The organism is Amphibacillus xylanus NBRC 15112 (genome assembly GCF_000307165.1).
Taxonomy (GTDB): domain Bacteria; phylum Bacillota; class Bacilli; order Bacillales; family Amphibacillaceae; genus Amphibacillus; species Amphibacillus xylanus.
Window position 1 is genome coordinate 1,514,294 of record NC_018704.1, and the last position, 17,570, is coordinate 1,531,863.

The following is a 17,570-nucleotide window of genomic DNA, read 5'->3' on the forward strand; positions in this document are numbered from 1 at the left end:
TATGATTAAATTATATTACAAGCAAAAATACCAAGTTGATCTCTTCATACCTTGTTACAGTTTACCATGTAATGGCTTAAGAATCACTAGTATTATTCACTAAAAAGAAAAAGGTGTAACAAAAGAACTTCCTTTTGTAACACCCCTCACCTTTTTTGAAAATTAAACTTCCATAATTTCTGCTTCTTTTTCTTCAACTAGTGAGTCAATCTGCTTGATAAATTTATCAGTTTCAGCTTGAACTTCATTTTGATAATGGCGTAATTCGTCTTCTGTAATTTCACCATCTTTTTCATTTTTCTTCAGTTGATCATTTGCATCACGTCTAATGTTTCTAACTTGAACTTTAGATTCTTCAGCAAACTTCCCTACTACTTTAACTAATTCTTTACGACGCTCTTCTGTTAAAGCTGGGATGACAATTCGAACAATATTTCCGTCACTTGATGGAGCCAAACCTAGATCAGCTTTTTGAATCGCTTTTTCAACTTCTCCAATTGATGATTTATCAAATGGTGTTACAACGATTAATCTAGCTTCAGGTGCTGTAATTGTTGCTAATTGATTTAAAGGAGTTGGTGCACCATAATAGTCAACCATTACATGATTTAAAATGGCTGGATTTGCACGACCCGCACGAACAGTAGCTAAACTTCTTTTGAAAGACTGAATGGCTTGATCCATTCTTTGTTGAATTTCTTTAATAATTGCTTCTGACATGTTTTATTTCCCCTTTACAATAGTTCCTATTTTTTCACCTAATACGGCTTTTTTAATATTACCTTCTTTAGCAATTGAGAATACTAATAAAGGTAATTCATTATCCATACATAATGACGATGCAGTTGAGTCCATCACACCAAGTTCTTCGTTGAGTACTTGCATATAAGTGAGTTCATCATATTTAGTTGCGTTTGGATCAATCTTAGGATCTGCTGTATAAACGCCATCAACATTATTTTTAGCCATTAAAATAACTTCAGCATCAATTTCAGCAGCTCTTAATGCAGCTGTTGTATCTGTTGAGAAGTAAGGATTTCCTGTTCCAGCTGCGAAAATAACAACACGTTTTTTCTCAAGATGACGCATAGCTCGTCTTCTAATATATGGTTCAGCGACTTGTCGCATTTCAATTGATGTTTGCACACGTGTTTCCACACCGATATTTTCCAAACTATCTTGTAAAGCCAATGAGTTCATGACCGTTGCTAACATTCCCATATAGTCAGCATTTGCTCGATCCATGCCCATCTCGCTACCTACTTTACCTCGCCAAATATTTCCTCCACCTACTACGATGGCAGTCTCTACTCCTAGCTCTACAATTTCCTTCACTTGTTGAGCAATCGATTTAATAATCTTTGGCTCTAATCCGTAGCCGAGATCCCCACTTAATGCTTCGCCACTTAATTTTAGTACAATTCTTTTATAGTGTGCTTTCGTCATGTTAACCTCCATTATGTAGATTTTACTTATATTTTACACTATGTCTTGCTCTGAAACAATCGATAGATAGATTTGAGATAGATTACATTGTAAAGAAAAGGGAACACGAAGAAGTGCTCCCTTAAATTAAGTCATCATTAGTTCTTCATTTGATTAAGTACTTCTTCCGCAAAGTTTTCTTCGCGTTTTTCAATTCCTTCACCAACTTGGTAACGTGTAAATGAACGAACTGTAGCACCTTTATCTGCTACTAATTTCTTAACTTTTACGTCTGGATCCTTAACAAAGCTTTGCTCTAATAAGCTAATGTCTTCAAAGAATTTGCCTAAACGTCCCTCAACCATTTTCTCAACGATCTTTTCTGGTTTTCCTTCATTTAGAGCTTGTTGTTTTAAGACTTCTCTTTCTCTTTCAACTAACTCAGCATCAACATCGTCACGTGAAATAAATTGTGGATTAGCTGCAGCAATATGCATTGCGATATCTCTTGCAAATTCTGCATCTGTTGTACCTTCTAATAATACTAATGTACCAATAGTACCATTTAAGTGTGTATATGCACCAAATACATCTGCATCTGTTTTATCAACTAATACAAAGCGGCGTAATGTGATTTTTTCACCAATTGTTGCAACAGCTTTGTTAATGTGTGTTTCAACAGTGTCGCCATTTCCGTTTAATGGTTGTGCTAAAGCTTCTTCTAAGTTGCTTGGTTTTTGAGAAATTAAGTGCTCTGCTAACTCTTTAACAAGCGCTTGGAATTGATCATTCTTTGTAACAAAGTCTGTTTCACAGTTAATTTCTAATAATACAGCTGTATTACCTTCAATTAATGTATAAGCAGTACCCTCTGCTGCGATTCGATCAGCTTTTTTAGCTGCGCTAGAGATACCTTTTTCACGTAAATAATCAATGGCTTTTTCCATATCACCATCAGTTTCTTGTAAAGCTTTTTTACAGTCCATCATACCTGCACCAGTTTTTTCGCGTAACTCTTTTACCATAGCTGCCGTAATCTTCATGTCTATTTCCTCCTTATAATAGTTAAGCATACGTTTTTAAAAAAAGGTGATAAAAGGTTCCCCCCTTATCACCTCTTTAACATGTTATTCTTGTTCAACAGGTGTTTCTTCAACTTCGACTTCTTCAGTTGTAACTTCAACATCAGCTACTTCTGCTTCTGTTTGAGCTACTTCTTCAGTTTCTTCACCTTGTTTAGCTTCTAAAATTGCATCTGCCATTGTTGAAGTTAATAGTTTAACCGCACGAATTGCATCGTCGTTAGCTGGGATAACATAATCGATTTCATCTGGATCACAGTTTGTATCAACAATCCCAACGATTGGAATGTTAAGTTTTTTCGCTTCTGCCACTGCAATACGCTCTTTACGTGGATCAACAACGAATAAAACGTCAGGAAGTTTCTTCATATCTTTAATTCCGCCTAAAAACTTAACTAGACGATCTTTTTCTTTTAATAGGTTAACTGTTTCTTTCTTAGGTAAAACATCAAATGTTCCGTCTTCTTCCATTCTTTCAATGTCTTTTAGACGGTTAATGCTTTTACGAATTGTTTCGAAGTTAGTTAATGTACCACCTAACCAACGTTGGTTAATGTAGTATTGGCCTGAGCGGATAGCTTCTTCTTTAATTGCTTCTTGAGCTTGTTTCTTCGTACCAACAAATAGTACGCTACCACCGTTCTCAGCAACTTCTCTGATGAAGTTGTAAGCAACATCAACCATTTTAACTGTTTTTTGTAAATCAATAATATAAATTCCGTTTCTTTCCGTGAAAATGTATTTTTTCATTTTCGGATTCCAGCGACGTGTTTGGTGTCCAAAATGAACACCTGCTTCTAGTAGTTGTTTCATTGAAATAACTGCCATTTTTTTTATTCCTCCTAATTGGTTTTTTTCCTCGGCTTACTTCATTTTAAATAGAAAAACTAATGATTGCTCATTAGCACCATTTCTATAATCCGCAAGCGTGTGTATTTAACACCACAAGTAACTATACCATAATGCTAATTGACAAGCAAGCCTTAATTTCTCCTATCTTTGATGAAATTTTATTAACAGTTCAACTTCCGTTTTGCCTCGATTTAATTCCTTGGCAATTGCTTCTGCTGAGTAGCCTCGGTCTGCTAAGGCTAGAACTTGAGCCGCAAATGATGTTTCAACTGGCTCATCTTCATCCTTTGGCAGTAAAGGTTGATAATCTTGGTATTTTTCCGTTTCGGGCTTTGCAGTTGAAGTCGTTTGTTGAGTTGAACTAAGTATTGGTTTTTGAACTTGCGTATCATTACTGCCCGTATTAACTTTTGATTTTGTTTCAGTTTTATGATTAATCGCTTCAAGCAACTTGTCATTTTCCTCACGTATTTCTAATAAATACACCGCTAAAAGCTCTTCAATTTCTTTCTTTTGTTGATCGAGCGTTTGTTTGGTCACGGCGGGTTGATCGATTTTTATTTTAAGTTGCCTAATGATGACTAATGTTATCCCATGAATAATAAAACTAATTAATAATAAATACCCCATTTTTAAACCTCTCTTAACCGTTAATATCTATTCTTGTCCCTAAATACGGGTGTGGTACTTTTTTGCTCTGTTCAGGTTCAGGCTGTTGATTGGCTGAATTAACTTTCTGATTCGGCTGATTTTCATGTTCACTCTTATCTTTATTATTCTTTAACTTATGACCTTCTTCAAGATTTGTCACGGATCGTCGCTTCAATTCTTCTGATTGTAATTGATTTTGCGCAATCACTTCTTGCATAAACTGACCACGTTGTTGAATTTGTTCTTGAATCCGACCGACATCTTGAGTTCGTGGCAAAGCAACTTGCAACTCAACCGCTTTCCAGCTCACAATAAACACACCTTTCTTCCCTATAGAGGTTTAATTTCGATTTCTCCATCCTCAATATAGACTTGAGTATATTTATAAATCGAATCAGTCGTTCTTTGGTATTTACCAAATCGAAGCTCAACATTAGGGTAGAGAGCCCTTGTTACGATCAATCGTGCTATCTCCTCATCGCCAAGATTAACATTTAGACTGTCAATTTTTTGTTCAATTTTGGCCAATTTATCTTTCGTTACGTGAAGAGAATTTTTTTGTTTTAATAATAAAATTCGTTCTCTTGACGTTAATCCTCCACCTGTTCTAGCCTTTCTTTCAAGACCATCTCCAAGTTTCTTTAATTTAGTTATTTCACTCATTAATGTTCTTTTGGCGGACTCTAATTGAGTTTCTAAATCAAATTCGGCCTTATTAACCCCAATTGAAATCTCTGTTTTAGTATCCATCTTGTTGCCCACTTCTTTAGCCTCAATTGTTACACCAGCAGAGCATGTTCCACCGATAATACTTCCCGAATGACAATAAATATGGTTTTTTGCGACACATTCACCATGAATAATTGAATTATTAACGATAATATTGTGTCCTGCCTCAACTGTAGCTTGATTTATGTAGCCGATATTGATATCGCCACCAGCAATAATTTCTGCTTTTTTCAGTCCAGCAACACCTTCACTAATCGTAATGTTCCCGCCTGCTTTTAAGTAACTAGCTTCTACTAAACCATAAACATGAATATCCCCTTCTGCTTCAACGCGATATCCAGTAGGTACATTTCCACGAATAACAATCGAACCAACAAAACTTATATTTCCTGTTTTCATTGACAAATCTTCGTTAACTTCATAAACATTATGTACATTAATTCTATTCCCTGTCACACTTAGTTTACCCTTAATTTCTGAATAGAAGGCTTTATCAGTTTCATTATATACAACATTTTTACCGGCACGCATTTTTACCGGCCTTGCTTTTCGATAAGGTAATTTCTTACCGAAAATGTCATAACCAAAATCACCATCAATTGGATCGGTAATGTATGCTATTTTTTCATTCACTTCAATTGATGGTATACGTTTAATATCTCTAAAACTTCTTTTATCATCGATATCTATCTCATCATTTTGTTCAGACAGAAATGTAATCTTTCCGTCAATACCATCAACAGGTGCTTTCCCCTTTGCAATTGATACTGGAAAATCGGATTCATTACATTGACTTGCGATCTGACTAATAGCTTCATTATTGATACCGGATACAATTTTGTTCTCGCTTAACCATTCCCTGATTAACTTCTCGTTAATCTTATCGGCATCATATGGTTCAAGCAATTGAATCGTTGCAGCCATTTTATCTTCTGATACAAATAATATGAAATGATCATTTAAGTCTACCATTACTGATTCTCCCTTTTTATCGTAACAAAATTTTGATGAAAAAACCTAAACTAGTCTCATAATTAATCTCATTTAATTACGTTCAAACTACTTTAGGTTATTTTCTGTGTCTATTTATAAACTGCTAAGATGATCGTAAGGATTGCTTCAATTTAAAAATCGCTTGTTTATGAATTTGAGAGATTCTAGATGTAGTTAATGATAAAACTTGGCCAATTTCTGTTAGTGTTAATTCATCATGATAAAACAAACTGATCACAAGTTGTTCGTTTTTATTCAAGCTTTTAATTGATTCTGCTAATTCAGTATAATTTTCTTCCTGTACTAAATGCTCTTCAGGTGATAATTGATCATGATCAATGATACTGTATCCAATCCCCTCTTTTGCATCATCTGGGTCATCTGATGCCCGCTGTTCAATAGAAAGAAGATTTGCAAACATTGCATCTTTATAACTAGTCTCAACTTCATCGCGTGTCATATTTAAATAATCAGCAATTTCTGAAGACGTTGGGGTTCTTTGTAATTTTTGTGTTAATTCACTTGATGCTTGTTCAATCTTTTTCGCCTTTTCTCTAGTTGATCTTGGCAACCAGTCTTCCTTCCTTAATCCATCGATTATAGCACCACGGATGCGGAAGGAAGCGTATGTGTCAAATTTCAAATCACGATTAAGATCGAACTTTTGTAGAGCATCATATAATCCAAATAAACCTAAACTTCTTATTTCATCTCGTTGAACGTTTTTAGGTAAATGACTCGAAATTCGTTGCGTATGATAATCAACCAAATACAAATAATGTTCAACGAGTTGGTTGGTGGTATGCTCATCTTTATATTTAATGTAATTTTCCCATAGTTGTTCAATATGCTTGTCCTTATTTCCCAATCCAATCGCCTCGCTTTCATCATTATTTGTTAACTATCATTATGTTAATGATTTGAAAGTGTGAGTGGATTTTATATCTCTTTTGATCCTTGGCTTATCGTGCGTATGTAGAGCATCGATGTTTCTGGAGAAAACTCAATCGTTCGTCCACTGTTTCCATGAACATCTTCCGCGATAATCGGAATTTGGTAATCTCCAAGTTGTTTTTTTACCGCTTCTACATTACGTTGACCGACACGAAGCATATCGTTTTTCGCACTAAATGCAAACATTTGTGCGCCACCAGCTATCTTAGCTTTAAGAGCATATTTTCTCGCACCGTCTTTCAAAAGTGTATCGACTAATATAGGAATTGCAGTATCTGCATATTTATACTGATTCAATCCTTCTTTTTTTGCCGATTTTGAATCTGGTAACATAACATGTGCCATCCCGGCAATTTTTATTGTTGGATCATAGATTACGACACCAACACAAGAGCCCAAACCTGAAGTTCGAATGACATCAGGCGCTTTAACAAACTTTAAATCTGCAATACCTACTTTTATAGTCTTAATTTCTTCAATTTTCACTGGTCTTGCACACCTAATTTATTGAAAATTTTCAAAAACGAATCTGGGTCTGGCAATAAGAAGAAATGACCTTTGATTTGTTTTTTAACTTCTTCATGATTATCAATTATTGTCTCAATAATAATTGCATAATCACTAACTTGCGAAAGTTCCATCAATCCTTCTGTAAGGATAGCGCCTGCCATATCAATTGTCAGAATTGGTACAGACGGTTGAAGTGATAATTTAAGAAAATCAGATAAAGCTGTTAAGTAGGATCCTGCTAGTATGTTCCCTGCTTCTTGTAAAGCAGATAGTGCCATTTCATCATGAGGCGGATTTTCGATTGAAAAATCTGTTTGGCCTGTCATCTGTTCAACGAAATTGGTTGCTTCTTGTGATGACAGAACAAAAAACATATTACCTGGTGTTTCCCCTTCTATTCTCAAAAAGATTGCTGCGATTAATGTTTCAGAGCCACCAACTAAGTCCATCATTTCATTATAATCAACTAGTCGAACAGCAGGTATTTTCATGTCAATTTTACTTCCTAGTAACATCGACAATGAAGTTGCAGCATTTCCCGAACCTATATTACCAACTTCCTTCAAAACGTCTAACTGATACTCCGTTATCTGATCAAATATAGACATTATTGCACCAGCTTTTCTCTTTGAGCCATCGTTGCTTCTTCTAAGAGTTCTTTTGATAGGATTTTCTCGATATTTAATAGAATAAATAGACGGTCTTCATACTTCGCAACGCCATCAATATAATCGATATGTAGCGAACCAACGACTTCAGGTGCTGGTTCAATCGATTTCTTAGGTATGTCAATGACATCTTGAGCAGCGTCAACGATTAAACCGACGTCCATATCATCATGATGGATAATAATAGTTCGTGTCATATCGTTATATTCTTTTGGTTCAAATCCAAATCGAGCTCTTAAGTCAATTAATGGTGTAACAACACCACGTAGGTTTAATACGCCTTTAACAAAATCGGGTGTTCCCGGAACTCTTGTAATTGGTAGCATTCTTTCGATCGATCCAACGAGTTGTACAGGCATTGCGTACTCTTCATCATTTAACTGAAAAACAATTGATTTTATAAATTCTGAATCTACTTGTGTCATAGCAATAACCTCCTTACTTTTTGATGAGTGCGTTTGTATCAATAATCAATGCAACTTTTCCATCACCAAGAATTGTTGCACCAGAAATTGCAAATACATTTGATAAATAGTTACCTAACGATTTTAGAACGACCTCTTGCTGTCCAATAAATGAATCAACAATTAAACCGACCATTCTTTCTCCTTGGCGAATAATGACAATTGAATAATAGTCATCTTCTTTTTCTTCACCTGGTACTTCAAAGACCTTCTTCAGCGAAACAAGTGGTACTACTTTTCCTCTGAAATCGATAACTTGTTTATTGTGTGCAGTCATAACTTTATCTTTATGAATAATTGCTGTTTCAAGAATTGATGATAATGGAATAGCATATACTTCATCTTCAATTTCAGTTAACATAACTGAAATGATTGTCAATGTTAATGGTAATTGAATAGAGAAAATCGATCCCTTATTCAATTCTGAATCAATGGAAATCTTTCCACCTAGTGACTCAATCGTATTCTTCACAACATCTAATCCTACACCGCGACCTGAGATATCAGATATTTTTTCTGCAGTCGAAAAGCCACTTTCCATAATCAATTGATATACTTGTTGATCACTATAGGATTCGGCTTGCTCCGCTGTAATTATTCCATTTTTAATCGCTTTTTTCGTAACGGCATCTCGATTGATTCCAGCACCATCATCAGATATTTCAATAAACACGTGGTTACCACTGTGATAGGCGTTTAATCTTAACGTTCCTTGTTCAGGTTTGTTTTTCGCTTTTCTTTCTTCTGGTGTCTCTATACCGTGATCTAGAGCATTTCTAATTAGGTGTACAAGTGGATCACCAATTTCATCTATTACTGTACGATCTAACTCAGTATCAGCACCAACAATTTCTAGTTTTATATCTTTATTCAGATCTCGTCCTAATTGTCTTACCATTCGTGGGAAACGATTGAATACTTGATCAATCGGTACCATTCGCATATTTAAAATGATGTTTTGAAGATCACTTGATACTCTAGCCATTCTTTCAACTGTTTCCTGTAAATCATTATGGCGTAAATCTGCAGAAATTTGTTCAAGTCTTCCTCGATCTGTAACTAATTCTTCAAATAAATTCATTAATGCATCTAAACGTTCAATATTTACACGAATAGTTTTGCTCGTTAATGGACGTTTCGATTGTGATTTGTCATCATTTGCTGCTGTATCTTCTTGTTGCTCATTATTTTCTACAACTTCGGTTTCTTGCTGTTCTTGAACAAATTGTTGAATGTCTAATTCACTAACTTCAACAGACTTAATTTCTGAAACTTTCATAACTTTTTGTTCAATTTCAGTTGGCGAGTCTTTTGTAACTAAAACAACAGAAAAATCAAAATCAAAGTTTTCATCTTCTAATTCTGTTACGGATGGAACTGACTTAATCACTTCACCAATTTGTTCAAATATACCGAACACCATGTATACTCTAGCTGCTTTTAACAATGTTGTTTCTTGTAATTGTACAGTGACTTGATAATTTTTATAGCCTTTTTCATTAGATTGCTGTAATACAGTTAATTCAAACTCATCTAAGTCTAGTTTCTGTGTTGTTGATTCCTCTGTTACTTTAGTCTTTTGTGATGCTTTTTGGTCACTCAAAGTTTCTCCAGATTGGATTGCATCTAATTTATTGACGAGTGTAGTGACATCTAACCTACCTTCACCACCATCAATAATGTCATAAACCATCGATTCTAAAGCGTCTACAGCATTAAAGATCACATCAATAATATCGGAATTTAACTCAAGTTTATTATTTCTAACAGCATCTAGCACGTTTTCCATATTGTGAGTTAAGTCGGCTAAATCTTGATAGCCCATGGTTGCTGACATACCTTTTAAAGTATGTGCTGATCTAAAAATTTCATTAACAATGTTAATGTTTTTAGGATCTTTTTCTAGCTCGAGTAAATGGTCATTTAAAGATTGTATGTGTTCCTTACTTTCTTCAATGAAAACGTCAAGATATTCATTAACTTCCATCCTATTCACCTCTAATTTTCAATAAATTTATTATCATGTCTGCAATTTCTGGTAATTGGACGACGTGATCAACGACGCCTGTTTTAACTGCAGACTTAGGCATTCCATAGACAACACACGTTTCTTCAGCTTCAGCGATGATAACCGTATTCTGTTTCTTCTTTTTCATTTCAACAATGCCATTAGCTCCGTCTGCACCCATCCCAGTCATAATGGTTCCAATTAAATTATAGTTTAATAGATTTGCTAATGATTCAAATAAAACGTCGACTGATGGTTGATGGCCACTCTTAGGCTCTTCTTTAGTAATCTTTGCTCTTAATCCTTCTTTTGTTTCTATTACTCTAAATTGATAGCCACCTGGTGCGATATAGGCAACACCATTTTCTAATTTTTCACCATCACTAACTTCAAGTACTTTAACATGCGACAATTGATCTAAACGTTTTGCTAGTGATTCGGTGAAGCCTGGAGGCATATGCTGAACGATTACAATCGGCGCTGGGATATTTTCAGGCAATCGTGTAATCACTTGTTGCAATGCTCTTGGTCCCCCAGTAGAAGTACCAATTCCGATAATATTCTGATTTTGCTTTGAAAAGTTTTGCGTAATACGATGAGCTGATGCTTTTGAATATTCCGGAGTTCTATTAGCTTTAGTAAATAAATCAACTTTTACTTTTGTTGCTTCTAGAACCTTGCTGATGATTTCTGACTCTATTTCTTTAATATTAAGTGAAATTGCCCCAGAAGGCTTTGTGACAAAATCAACTGCTCCTAATTCCATAGATTCAAACGTCTTATCAGCTGAATGCTTTGATAAGCTTGAAAGCATGACAACAGGCATAGGCTTTGTTTCCATAATTCTTTTTAATGCTGTTAAGCCATCCATTTCAGGCATTTCAATATCAAGCGTAATGACATCAGGATTTAATTCATCAATCTTTTTTAATGCGTCAAGTCCATTTCTAGCAGTTCCTACTACAGTTAATAGATGGTGAGATTCTAAAATATTTGAAATCATTTTACGCATAAAAGCAGAGTCATCAACTACTAATACTTTTATCTTTTTCACATCCATCTACCTTTCTTTGATGAATTTTTTTAATTTCGAAATAAAGGATGAAGGAGCTTTTTGATCTACATTAATAGTATCAGTTAAATATTGTTTAACTATTTGTTCAATTGCACGTGATACATGTGCGGATGAATCATATAGAACAAATGGCACTTGTGAGACAACTGCTTTTGAAACCTTTTTATCATCTGGTAACACACCTAGAGGTGTAATTTCTTTACCTAGAAAATGTTGAGTTACTCTTTGTAACTTTTTAATTATCTGCTTACCTTCATTAACTGATTGAGCTCGATTAATTAAAAGATAGAAAGGCAGTTGTTCATTTTTATAGTGAATATGTTTTATCATTGCATAACCATCCATCATTGATGTCGGTTCAGGCGTTGTAACAAGGATACATTCGTCTGCTGCTAATATATAGGCTAGACTATCATTAGATGCTCCTGCTCCCATGTCAAAAAAGATATAATCATAGTCACTTGTAATCTCATTAAATTGATCTAAAAAGTAATTAAGTTTGGCTTCATCCATATTAAATACAGTAGATAATCCAGATCCTGCTGAAATATAGGCTATATCGTTAGGACCTATCTCTATAATATCACGAATCGACAAATGATTCTCGTACATTTCTACAATTGATTGCTTGGCTTGAAGCCCTAGCAAAATATCAACATTTCCCATACCAATATCCAAATCAATAATTAATACCTTTTTATTTTGTTCAATAAGTTTTAGCGCAAAGTTAATCGTAAAATTCGACTTACCTACTCCGCCTTTACCGCTAACAACGGCAATTGTCTTAGCATGTTTTTTTATTTTGAGTCTTTGCATAGTTTGACGTAAATTTGCAGCTTGATCATGATACATCTTGATCATCCGATTCAGTTAATAATTTTGCTAATAAACTTGGTGTAGCTAATCGAATGTCATCAGGGACGTTTTGACCATGTGTAAGGTAGGCAATGCCAATGCCATTCTCTTTAATTAAATTTAGTAATGCGCCGTAAGTACTGGTTTCATCTATTTTCGTAATAATTAACTTTGATAAAGGAATGGCTTTAAATTGATCAAATAACATCATAAGATCTTTTGCTTTGGTCGTGGCTGAAAGGACTAAATATGTTTCAATATCATGTTCTAAATCTACTATTTTACCTAGTTCAGCTACATATTTAGGGTCTCTGAAATTACGTCCAGCTGTATCAACAAAAACAAGGTCATATTCTTGAAACTTCAATCGTGCTTTTTGGTAATCTTCCATCGTATAAGCAATTTCTAATGGTATATCTAGAATATTTGAATAAGTTTTCAACTGTTCAATCGCCGCGATTCGATATGTATCAGTTGTAATTAGAGCCACTCTTTTACCATCTTGAATCATGCTTTTAGCTGCTAATTTAGCAATCGTTGTTGTTTTTCCTACTCCAGTAGGGCCTACTAAGTGAATAAACTTCTGCTTAAACTGTACATTTCCACATTGATACTTAGAAAACAAAGATTCTAAATAATTTTTCGTTTTTTGTAATGCTTCATGATATGTGAGCTCTTGCTCCTGCTCTAAATTAGCTAAAATAATCTCATCTACCACATCTTCATCTACTTCTTGATTGATAAGATGATCCTTCACAGATTGAAATGCAGCTGGAAATTGATGATCTGTCTGTTCTGACGCTTGTTCCATCCACTTTCGAATTGAACGTAATTCTTCTAAAACGATTTGTTGTTGCTTGTCTGGTTGTGGAGATACTTGCTTTGTTAGCTCTTTTTCAATGATTGGCGTATCATATCTCGGTTTAGCTGGTTGTGGTTGGGGCTCTACTGCTGCTACAACCTCAATGTTTCTCTTTTTAAACATTCCTAAAAAGCCACCGGTATAGACGACCTTTGAACTTAATATAACGGCATCTGTACCAAATTCTGCTCTTACTTTATCAAGTGCCTCTGGCATGCTTGGTGCAATATATTTTTTTACTTTCATCCTGCTTTCACCACCCCAATACTTTGAACATCAAGATCTGGCTCCAACTCATTATATGACAAGACGATAACCTCAGGGAAAAATCGATCTAATAGTTGTTTAACGTACATCCGAATTGTTGGAGAACATAAAATAATTGAATTTTCTGATTGCAGTGTCGCCTGTTCAATCTTTTCAGAAACTGAACTAATAATTCTTTGCTGACTTTCTGGATCAAGTGCTAAATAGTTTCCATGCTCTGTTTGCTGAACATGGTCAGCAATCATCTGTTCAACTTCACCAGATACAGTAATAACACGTAAAGATTTCGATTCGTCAGCATACTGCTTGGTAATTTGCGATGCTAGTGATTGTCGAGCATATTCACCTAATAATTCAGGATCATTAGTCATTTTTCCAAAGTCAGCTAATGTTTCGAATATAACAGGTAAATTACGAATTGACACTTGTTCACGTAATAATTTAGCCAGTACCTTTTGAATATCTCCTATACTTAATGGGTCTGGTGTGACCTCTTCTACTAAGATAGGATACGATTCTTTTAAGTGGTCCACTAATTGTTTTGTTTCTTGGCGACCTAATAATAAATGTGCGTGCTTTTTAATCACTTCAGTAATATGAGTTGATACTACTGAAGGTGGATCAACCACAGTGTAACCAGACAATTCAGCTTCATCTTTTACATCTTCACTGATCCATTTAGCAGGTAAGCCAAATGCAGGTTCTACCGTGTCAATCCCATATAGATCATCTTCTTCCATTCCTGGTGTCATTGCTAAGTAGTGATCTAACATCAATTCACCACTAGCGACTTCGTTACCTTTAATCTTTAGCTGATAAGCATTTGGTGCTAACTGAATATTGTCACGAATTCTTACGACAGGAATCACAACGCCAAGCTCGATTGCTAATTGACGTCTAATCATGACGATACGATCCATTAAGTCTCCACCTTGACTTGAATCAACTAATGGAATCAACGAATAACCAAATTCAAATTCAATTGGATCCATACTAATTAAATCAACAACATTTTCAGTTGACTCAATTTGTCTCGCTGCTTCTTCATCCTCAATCTCAATTTGATCGACTTCTAATTCTTGAGTAGGTCGACTTAGGAGATAACCACCAGCAAATAAAACGCCAGAAATAGACGATGTTAGCCAGAAGTTAATTGGTGTAAATCCTAATAGAAAAATCGTACCTCCAGCAATATAGAGTAATTTTGGATATTGTAAAAGCTGTGAAGTCACATCACTACTTAAGTTTTCTTCTGAAACTGCTCGAGTCACGATAATACCTGTTGCTGTTGAGATCAGTAAAGCGGGAAGTTGAGTAACAATTCCATCACCAACAGTAAGTTGCATATATGTCGAAAGTGCCTCACCGATACTCATGCCCATTTGAAGCATACCAATGATAATTCCAAAAATAATATTAATTAAAACAATTATAATTCCCGCAATGGCATCACCCTTAATAAACTTACTGGCACCGTCCATCGCTCCATAAAAGTCTGCTTCTCGTTCAATTTTACTTCTACGTTCTTTAGCCTGTTGTTCATTAATTAAGCCAGCATTCAAATCTGCATCAATACTCATTTGTTTACCTGGCATAGCATCTAAAGTAAATCGTGCTCCAACTTCAGATACACGTTCACTACCTTTAGTAATAACTAAAAACTGAACAATAACTAAAATAGCAAATACTACAAAACCTACTAAAGGGTTACCGCCGATAACAAATGAACCAAACGTATCAACGACACTCCCTGCATCTGCTTCAGCTAAAATTGATCTTGTCGTTGAAACGTTTAATCCTAAACGGAACATTGTAATGACTAAGAGCAACGAAGGTAAGACAGAAAATTGGAGAGGCTCTGTAATATTCATTGCTACAAGAATAATTATTAATGACATTGAAATATTAATTAAAATCAGTATACTCAATAACCATCCTGGTAATGGAACAATGATCATAACCATAATAATGATAACGAATAGTAATACTGATATATCTTTAAATTTAAACATTGTACTCTCTCCCTACTAGTTGGACTATGCCCTACGTTCTACTTGATAGACATAAGCCAACACTTCAGCTACTGCTTGGTAGTATGACTCATCAATCATTTGACCAACTTCTACATTTGCATATAATGCTCTTGCTAAAGGACGATTTTCAACAATCATCACTTGGTTTTTTTCTGCAAGTTCACGGATTTTAAAAGCCACATAATCCGCTCCTTTAGCAACAACATAAGGAGCTTGCGCCTTTGATTCATCATATTTAAGGGCAACAGCGAAATGAGTTGGGTTGGTAATAACAACATCTGCTTCTGGAACCTCACTCATCATTCGTCTCATTGCCATTTGACGTTGTGTTTCTCTAATTTTTGATTTAATTAATGGGTTACCTTCAATATTCTTATACTCTTCTTTAATCTCATGCTTTGACATGCGGAGATTTTTTTCATAATCGAACCTTTGATAACCATAATCAAATACACCTAAAATTAATAATGCAATCGCAGCTGATAGTCCCATTCTCACAGTTGTTGAACTAAAAAAGGAAAGTGCACTTTCTAAACTTCCTTGTGACTGCATAAATATTTCATCTTTACTACCCCAAAGGATAGAGAATGTAACTGCGCCTACAACTGTTATTTTTAAAATTGATTTAATCAGCTCAATGATTGCACGAATTGAGAAAATTCGTTTCGCTCCTTGAATCGGATTAAGTTTATCTAACTTCATTTGCAAAGGTTCAGTTGTATTTAAAAAGCCTATCTGCATAAGATTTGAAACAATTCCCGCTATTATAGCCACTCCCAATACAGGAGCAATCGTAATACCAACATAGATCAGTATATCGATAAAAATGAGATGGATTTGATCTGGTGTAACTGTCCAATTTATAAATTCAGTAAATACACGAATGTACAATCCAGTAAAGCGCTCTTTCCAAAACGGACCAATTGCTATAAATGAAATAAACATAAAAAAGAGCAGTATTGCCGTATTGAGATCCTGACTTTTGGCAACTTGTCCTTTTTCACGTGCTTCTTCACGTTTTTTTGGTGTTGCTTTCTCTGTTTTTTCGCCAGAAAAGAATTGTAAATCTAGTTTTAACCACTCCATCATTACATTCCTCCTAGAATCCGCATAAATCCATCCATCATTTCTAACGTGTAGCCAAATAGCCGTTTCACAATACTAATAAAAAAGACAATATAAATGCTTATCGCAATAAATGAAACAGTAATTTTTAACGGAATTCCGACTACAAAGACATTTAGTTGCGGAACAGTTCTGGCGATAATACCTAATGCAACATCAACCAAAAATAAACTTCCCACTATTGGTATTGCCATTTGGAAAGCGATTAGAAACATCTGACTTAGCATCATAATAACGGACATTATAAAATTCTGACTAGCAAAATTCACTAATTGGTCAAGGTTGATAAATTTAAAACTAGCTATCACACCATTGATAAGTAAGTGATGACCATCACTAGCTAAGATAAATAATAATGCAAAAGTATAAAAATATTGACCAATAATTGGACTTTGCGCACCAGTCTGTGGATCCATCACGTTAGCTATCGCGAAACCCATCTGGAAATCAATAAACCCACCTGCAATTTGAATGATAGTTAAAATCAGTGTTGCAACAAGACCAATTGTTAAACCAATCATCACTTCTTTGAATAATAACAGTACGTATGCTAAATCAATTGGTAATGTGGGTATCTCAATCGTTGATACGGTTATTAAACTAACGAAAAATGCAAATCCAATTTTAAATGGATTCGGGATATTCCGATATGAAAAAATTGGAAGTGTTGCAATAAAAGCAACTACACGTGAGAAGATTAGTAAAAATGCAGGTATATAATTAAAATCAATGAGTGTAAGCATCGTCTATCCTATAAATTGATTTAAATTTTGAAATATATTCATAGCAAATTGCGTCAGTTGATTTAACATCCACGGTCCAAATAGGACAATTCCAAGCAAAACTGCAACAATTTTAGGAATAAACGCTAATGTTTGCTCCTGTATTTGTGTTGTTGCTTGGAAAATACTCACTAATAGACCAACTGCTAATGCTAGGATCAGTAATGGCCCTGCAACCATTAATATTGTGATGATACCTTGTTCAGCTAGTGATATGACTGATTCTGCACTCATT

Annotated in this window: 19 protein-coding genes; all 19 read right to left on the reverse strand. The window is 34.9% G+C overall.

Annotation, left to right across the window (positions count from 1 at the left end):
* Positions 1-162 precede the first annotated feature (162 nt).
* Complete coding sequence (frr, locus tag AXY_RS07505; protein ID WP_015010199.1) at positions 163-720, reverse strand: ribosome recycling factor; 558 nt, start codon at positions 718-720, stop codon at positions 163-165.
* 3 nt (positions 721-723) lie between these two features.
* A complete protein-coding gene (gene pyrH / locus AXY_RS07510) occupies positions 724-1,446 on the reverse strand; it encodes a UMP kinase (RefSeq protein WP_015010200.1) in 723 nt (240 codons plus the stop codon).
* Between the two features lie 137 nt (positions 1,447-1,583).
* Positions 1,584-2,468, reverse strand: a complete 885-nt coding sequence (tsf, locus tag AXY_RS07515; RefSeq protein WP_015010201.1) for a translation elongation factor Ts — start codon at positions 2,466-2,468, stop codon at positions 1,584-1,586.
* 84 nt (positions 2,469-2,552) lie between these two features.
* Positions 2,553-3,335, reverse strand: a complete 783-nt coding sequence (gene rpsB / locus AXY_RS07520) for a 30S ribosomal protein S2 (RefSeq protein WP_015010202.1) — start codon at positions 3,333-3,335, stop codon at positions 2,553-2,555.
* Between the two features lie 165 nt (positions 3,336-3,500).
* Entirely contained in the window at positions 3,501-3,989 is a 489-nt protein-coding gene (locus AXY_RS07525) for a DUF6115 domain-containing protein (protein ID WP_015010203.1), read from the reverse strand.
* A 13-nt stretch (positions 3,990-4,002) separates the two neighbouring features.
* Positions 4,003-4,320: a hypothetical protein gene (locus AXY_RS07530; RefSeq protein WP_015010204.1), complete on the reverse strand. Its 318-nt coding sequence runs from the start codon at positions 4,318-4,320 to the stop codon at positions 4,003-4,005.
* Positions 4,321-4,340: 20 nt separating this feature from the next.
* Positions 4,341-5,711, reverse strand: a complete 1,371-nt coding sequence (locus AXY_RS07535; protein WP_015010205.1) for a DUF342 domain-containing protein — start codon at positions 5,709-5,711, stop codon at positions 4,341-4,343.
* Between the two features lie 124 nt (positions 5,712-5,835).
* Positions 5,836-6,600: a FliA/WhiG family RNA polymerase sigma factor gene (locus AXY_RS07540; RefSeq protein WP_015010206.1), complete on the reverse strand. Its 765-nt coding sequence runs from the start codon at positions 6,598-6,600 to the stop codon at positions 5,836-5,838.
* A 71-nt stretch (positions 6,601-6,671) separates the two neighbouring features.
* Positions 6,672-7,172 carry a chemotaxis protein CheD gene (locus AXY_RS07545; RefSeq protein WP_015010207.1) on the reverse strand — a complete coding sequence of 167 codons (501 nt, stop codon included), beginning with the start codon at positions 7,170-7,172 and terminating at the stop codon, positions 6,672-6,674.
* Positions 7,169-7,804 carry a chemotaxis protein CheC gene (locus tag AXY_RS07550; RefSeq protein WP_015010208.1) on the reverse strand — a complete coding sequence of 212 codons (636 nt, stop codon included), beginning with the start codon at positions 7,802-7,804 and terminating at the stop codon, positions 7,169-7,171. The genes AXY_RS07545 and AXY_RS07550 overlap by 4 nt, the downstream gene beginning before the upstream one ends.
* Entirely contained in the window at positions 7,804-8,289 is a 486-nt protein-coding gene (locus AXY_RS07555) for a chemotaxis protein CheW (RefSeq protein WP_015010209.1), read from the reverse strand. The genes AXY_RS07550 and AXY_RS07555 overlap by 1 nt, the downstream gene beginning before the upstream one ends.
* A gap of 13 nt (positions 8,290-8,302) precedes the next feature.
* Positions 8,303-10,315, reverse strand: coding sequence for a chemotaxis protein CheA (locus AXY_RS07560; protein ID WP_015010210.1), 2,013 nt, complete (start codon positions 10,313-10,315; stop codon positions 8,303-8,305).
* A 1-nt stretch (position 10,316) separates the two neighbouring features.
* On the reverse strand, positions 10,317-11,396 hold the full coding sequence (locus AXY_RS07565; protein WP_015010211.1) for a protein-glutamate methylesterase/protein-glutamine glutaminase: 1,080 nt from the start codon (positions 11,394-11,396) through the stop codon (positions 10,317-10,319).
* On the reverse strand, positions 11,397-12,263 hold the full coding sequence (locus tag AXY_RS07570; RefSeq protein ID WP_015010212.1) for a MinD/ParA family protein: 867 nt from the start codon (positions 12,261-12,263) through the stop codon (positions 11,397-11,399). It lies immediately after the preceding gene.
* On the reverse strand, positions 12,253-13,374 hold the full coding sequence (flhF, locus tag AXY_RS07575; protein ID WP_015010213.1) for a flagellar biosynthesis protein FlhF: 1,122 nt from the start codon (positions 13,372-13,374) through the stop codon (positions 12,253-12,255). Before flhF ends, AXY_RS07570 begins: the two co-directional genes overlap by 11 nt.
* Positions 13,371-15,407 (reverse strand): flagellar biosynthesis protein FlhA, encoded by a 2,037-nt coding sequence (flhA, locus tag AXY_RS07580; RefSeq protein ID WP_015010214.1) that lies wholly within the window; start codon positions 15,405-15,407, stop codon positions 13,371-13,373. The genes flhF and flhA overlap by 4 nt, the downstream gene beginning before the upstream one ends.
* Positions 15,408-15,431: 24 nt before the next feature.
* The gene (gene flhB / locus AXY_RS07585; protein WP_015010215.1) at positions 15,432-16,517 is read right to left on the reverse strand and encodes a flagellar biosynthesis protein FlhB; all 1,086 of its coding nucleotides are present in this window, start codon (positions 16,515-16,517) and stop codon (positions 15,432-15,434) included.
* The gene (gene fliR, locus AXY_RS07590) at positions 16,517-17,296 is read right to left on the reverse strand and encodes a flagellar biosynthetic protein FliR (protein ID WP_015010216.1); all 780 of its coding nucleotides are present in this window, start codon (positions 17,294-17,296) and stop codon (positions 16,517-16,519) included. The genes flhB and fliR overlap by 1 nt, the downstream gene beginning before the upstream one ends.
* A 3-nt stretch (positions 17,297-17,299) precedes the next feature.
* Complete coding sequence (gene fliQ, locus AXY_RS07595) at positions 17,300-17,569, reverse strand: flagellar biosynthesis protein FliQ (protein ID WP_015010217.1); 270 nt, start codon at positions 17,567-17,569, stop codon at positions 17,300-17,302.
* Between the last annotated feature and the right edge of the window lies 1 nt (position 17,570).

Coding starts and splice junctions, on each gene's coding strand:
- frr (WP_015010199.1), bottom strand. CDS start 720: ATGTCAGAAGCAATTATTAAAGAAATTCAACAAAGAATGGATCAAGCC.
- pyrH (WP_015010200.1), bottom strand. CDS start 1,446: ATGACGAAAGCACACTATAAAAGAATTGTACTAAAATTAAGTGGCGAA.
- tsf (WP_015010201.1), bottom strand. CDS start 2,468: ATGAAGATTACGGCAGCTATGGTAAAAGAGTTACGCGAAAAAACTGGT.
- rpsB (WP_015010202.1), bottom strand. CDS start 3,335: ATGGCAGTTATTTCAATGAAACAACTACTAGAAGCAGGTGTTCATTTT.
- AXY_RS07525 (WP_015010203.1), bottom strand. CDS start 3,989: ATGGGGTATTTATTATTAATTAGTTTTATTATTCATGGGATAACATTA.
- AXY_RS07535 (WP_015010205.1), bottom strand. CDS start 5,711: ATGGTAGACTTAAATGATCATTTCATATTATTTGTATCAGAAGATAAA.
- AXY_RS07550 (WP_015010208.1), bottom strand. CDS start 7,804: ATGTCTATATTTGATCAGATAACGGAGTATCAGTTAGACGTTTTGAAG.
- AXY_RS07555 (WP_015010209.1), bottom strand. CDS start 8,289: ATGACACAAGTAGATTCAGAATTTATAAAATCAATTGTTTTTCAGTTA.
- AXY_RS07560 (WP_015010210.1), bottom strand. CDS start 10,315: ATGGAAGTTAATGAATATCTTGACGTTTTCATTGAAGAAAGTAAGGAA.
- AXY_RS07565 (WP_015010211.1), bottom strand. CDS start 11,396: ATGGATGTGAAAAAGATAAAAGTATTAGTAGTTGATGACTCTGCTTTT.
- AXY_RS07570 (WP_015010212.1), bottom strand. CDS start 12,263: ATGTATCATGATCAAGCTGCAAATTTACGTCAAACTATGCAAAGACTC.
- flhF (WP_015010213.1), bottom strand. CDS start 13,374: ATGAAAGTAAAAAAATATATTGCACCAAGCATGCCAGAGGCACTTGAT.
- flhA (WP_015010214.1), bottom strand. CDS start 15,407: ATGTTTAAATTTAAAGATATATCAGTATTACTATTCGTTATCATTATT.
- flhB (WP_015010215.1), bottom strand. CDS start 16,517: ATGATGGAGTGGTTAAAACTAGATTTACAATTCTTTTCTGGCGAAAAA.
- fliR (WP_015010216.1), bottom strand. CDS start 17,296: ATGCTTACACTCATTGATTTTAATTATATACCTGCATTTTTACTAATC.
- fliQ (WP_015010217.1), bottom strand. CDS start 17,569: ATGAGTGCAGAATCAGTCATATCACTAGCTGAACAAGGTATCATCACA.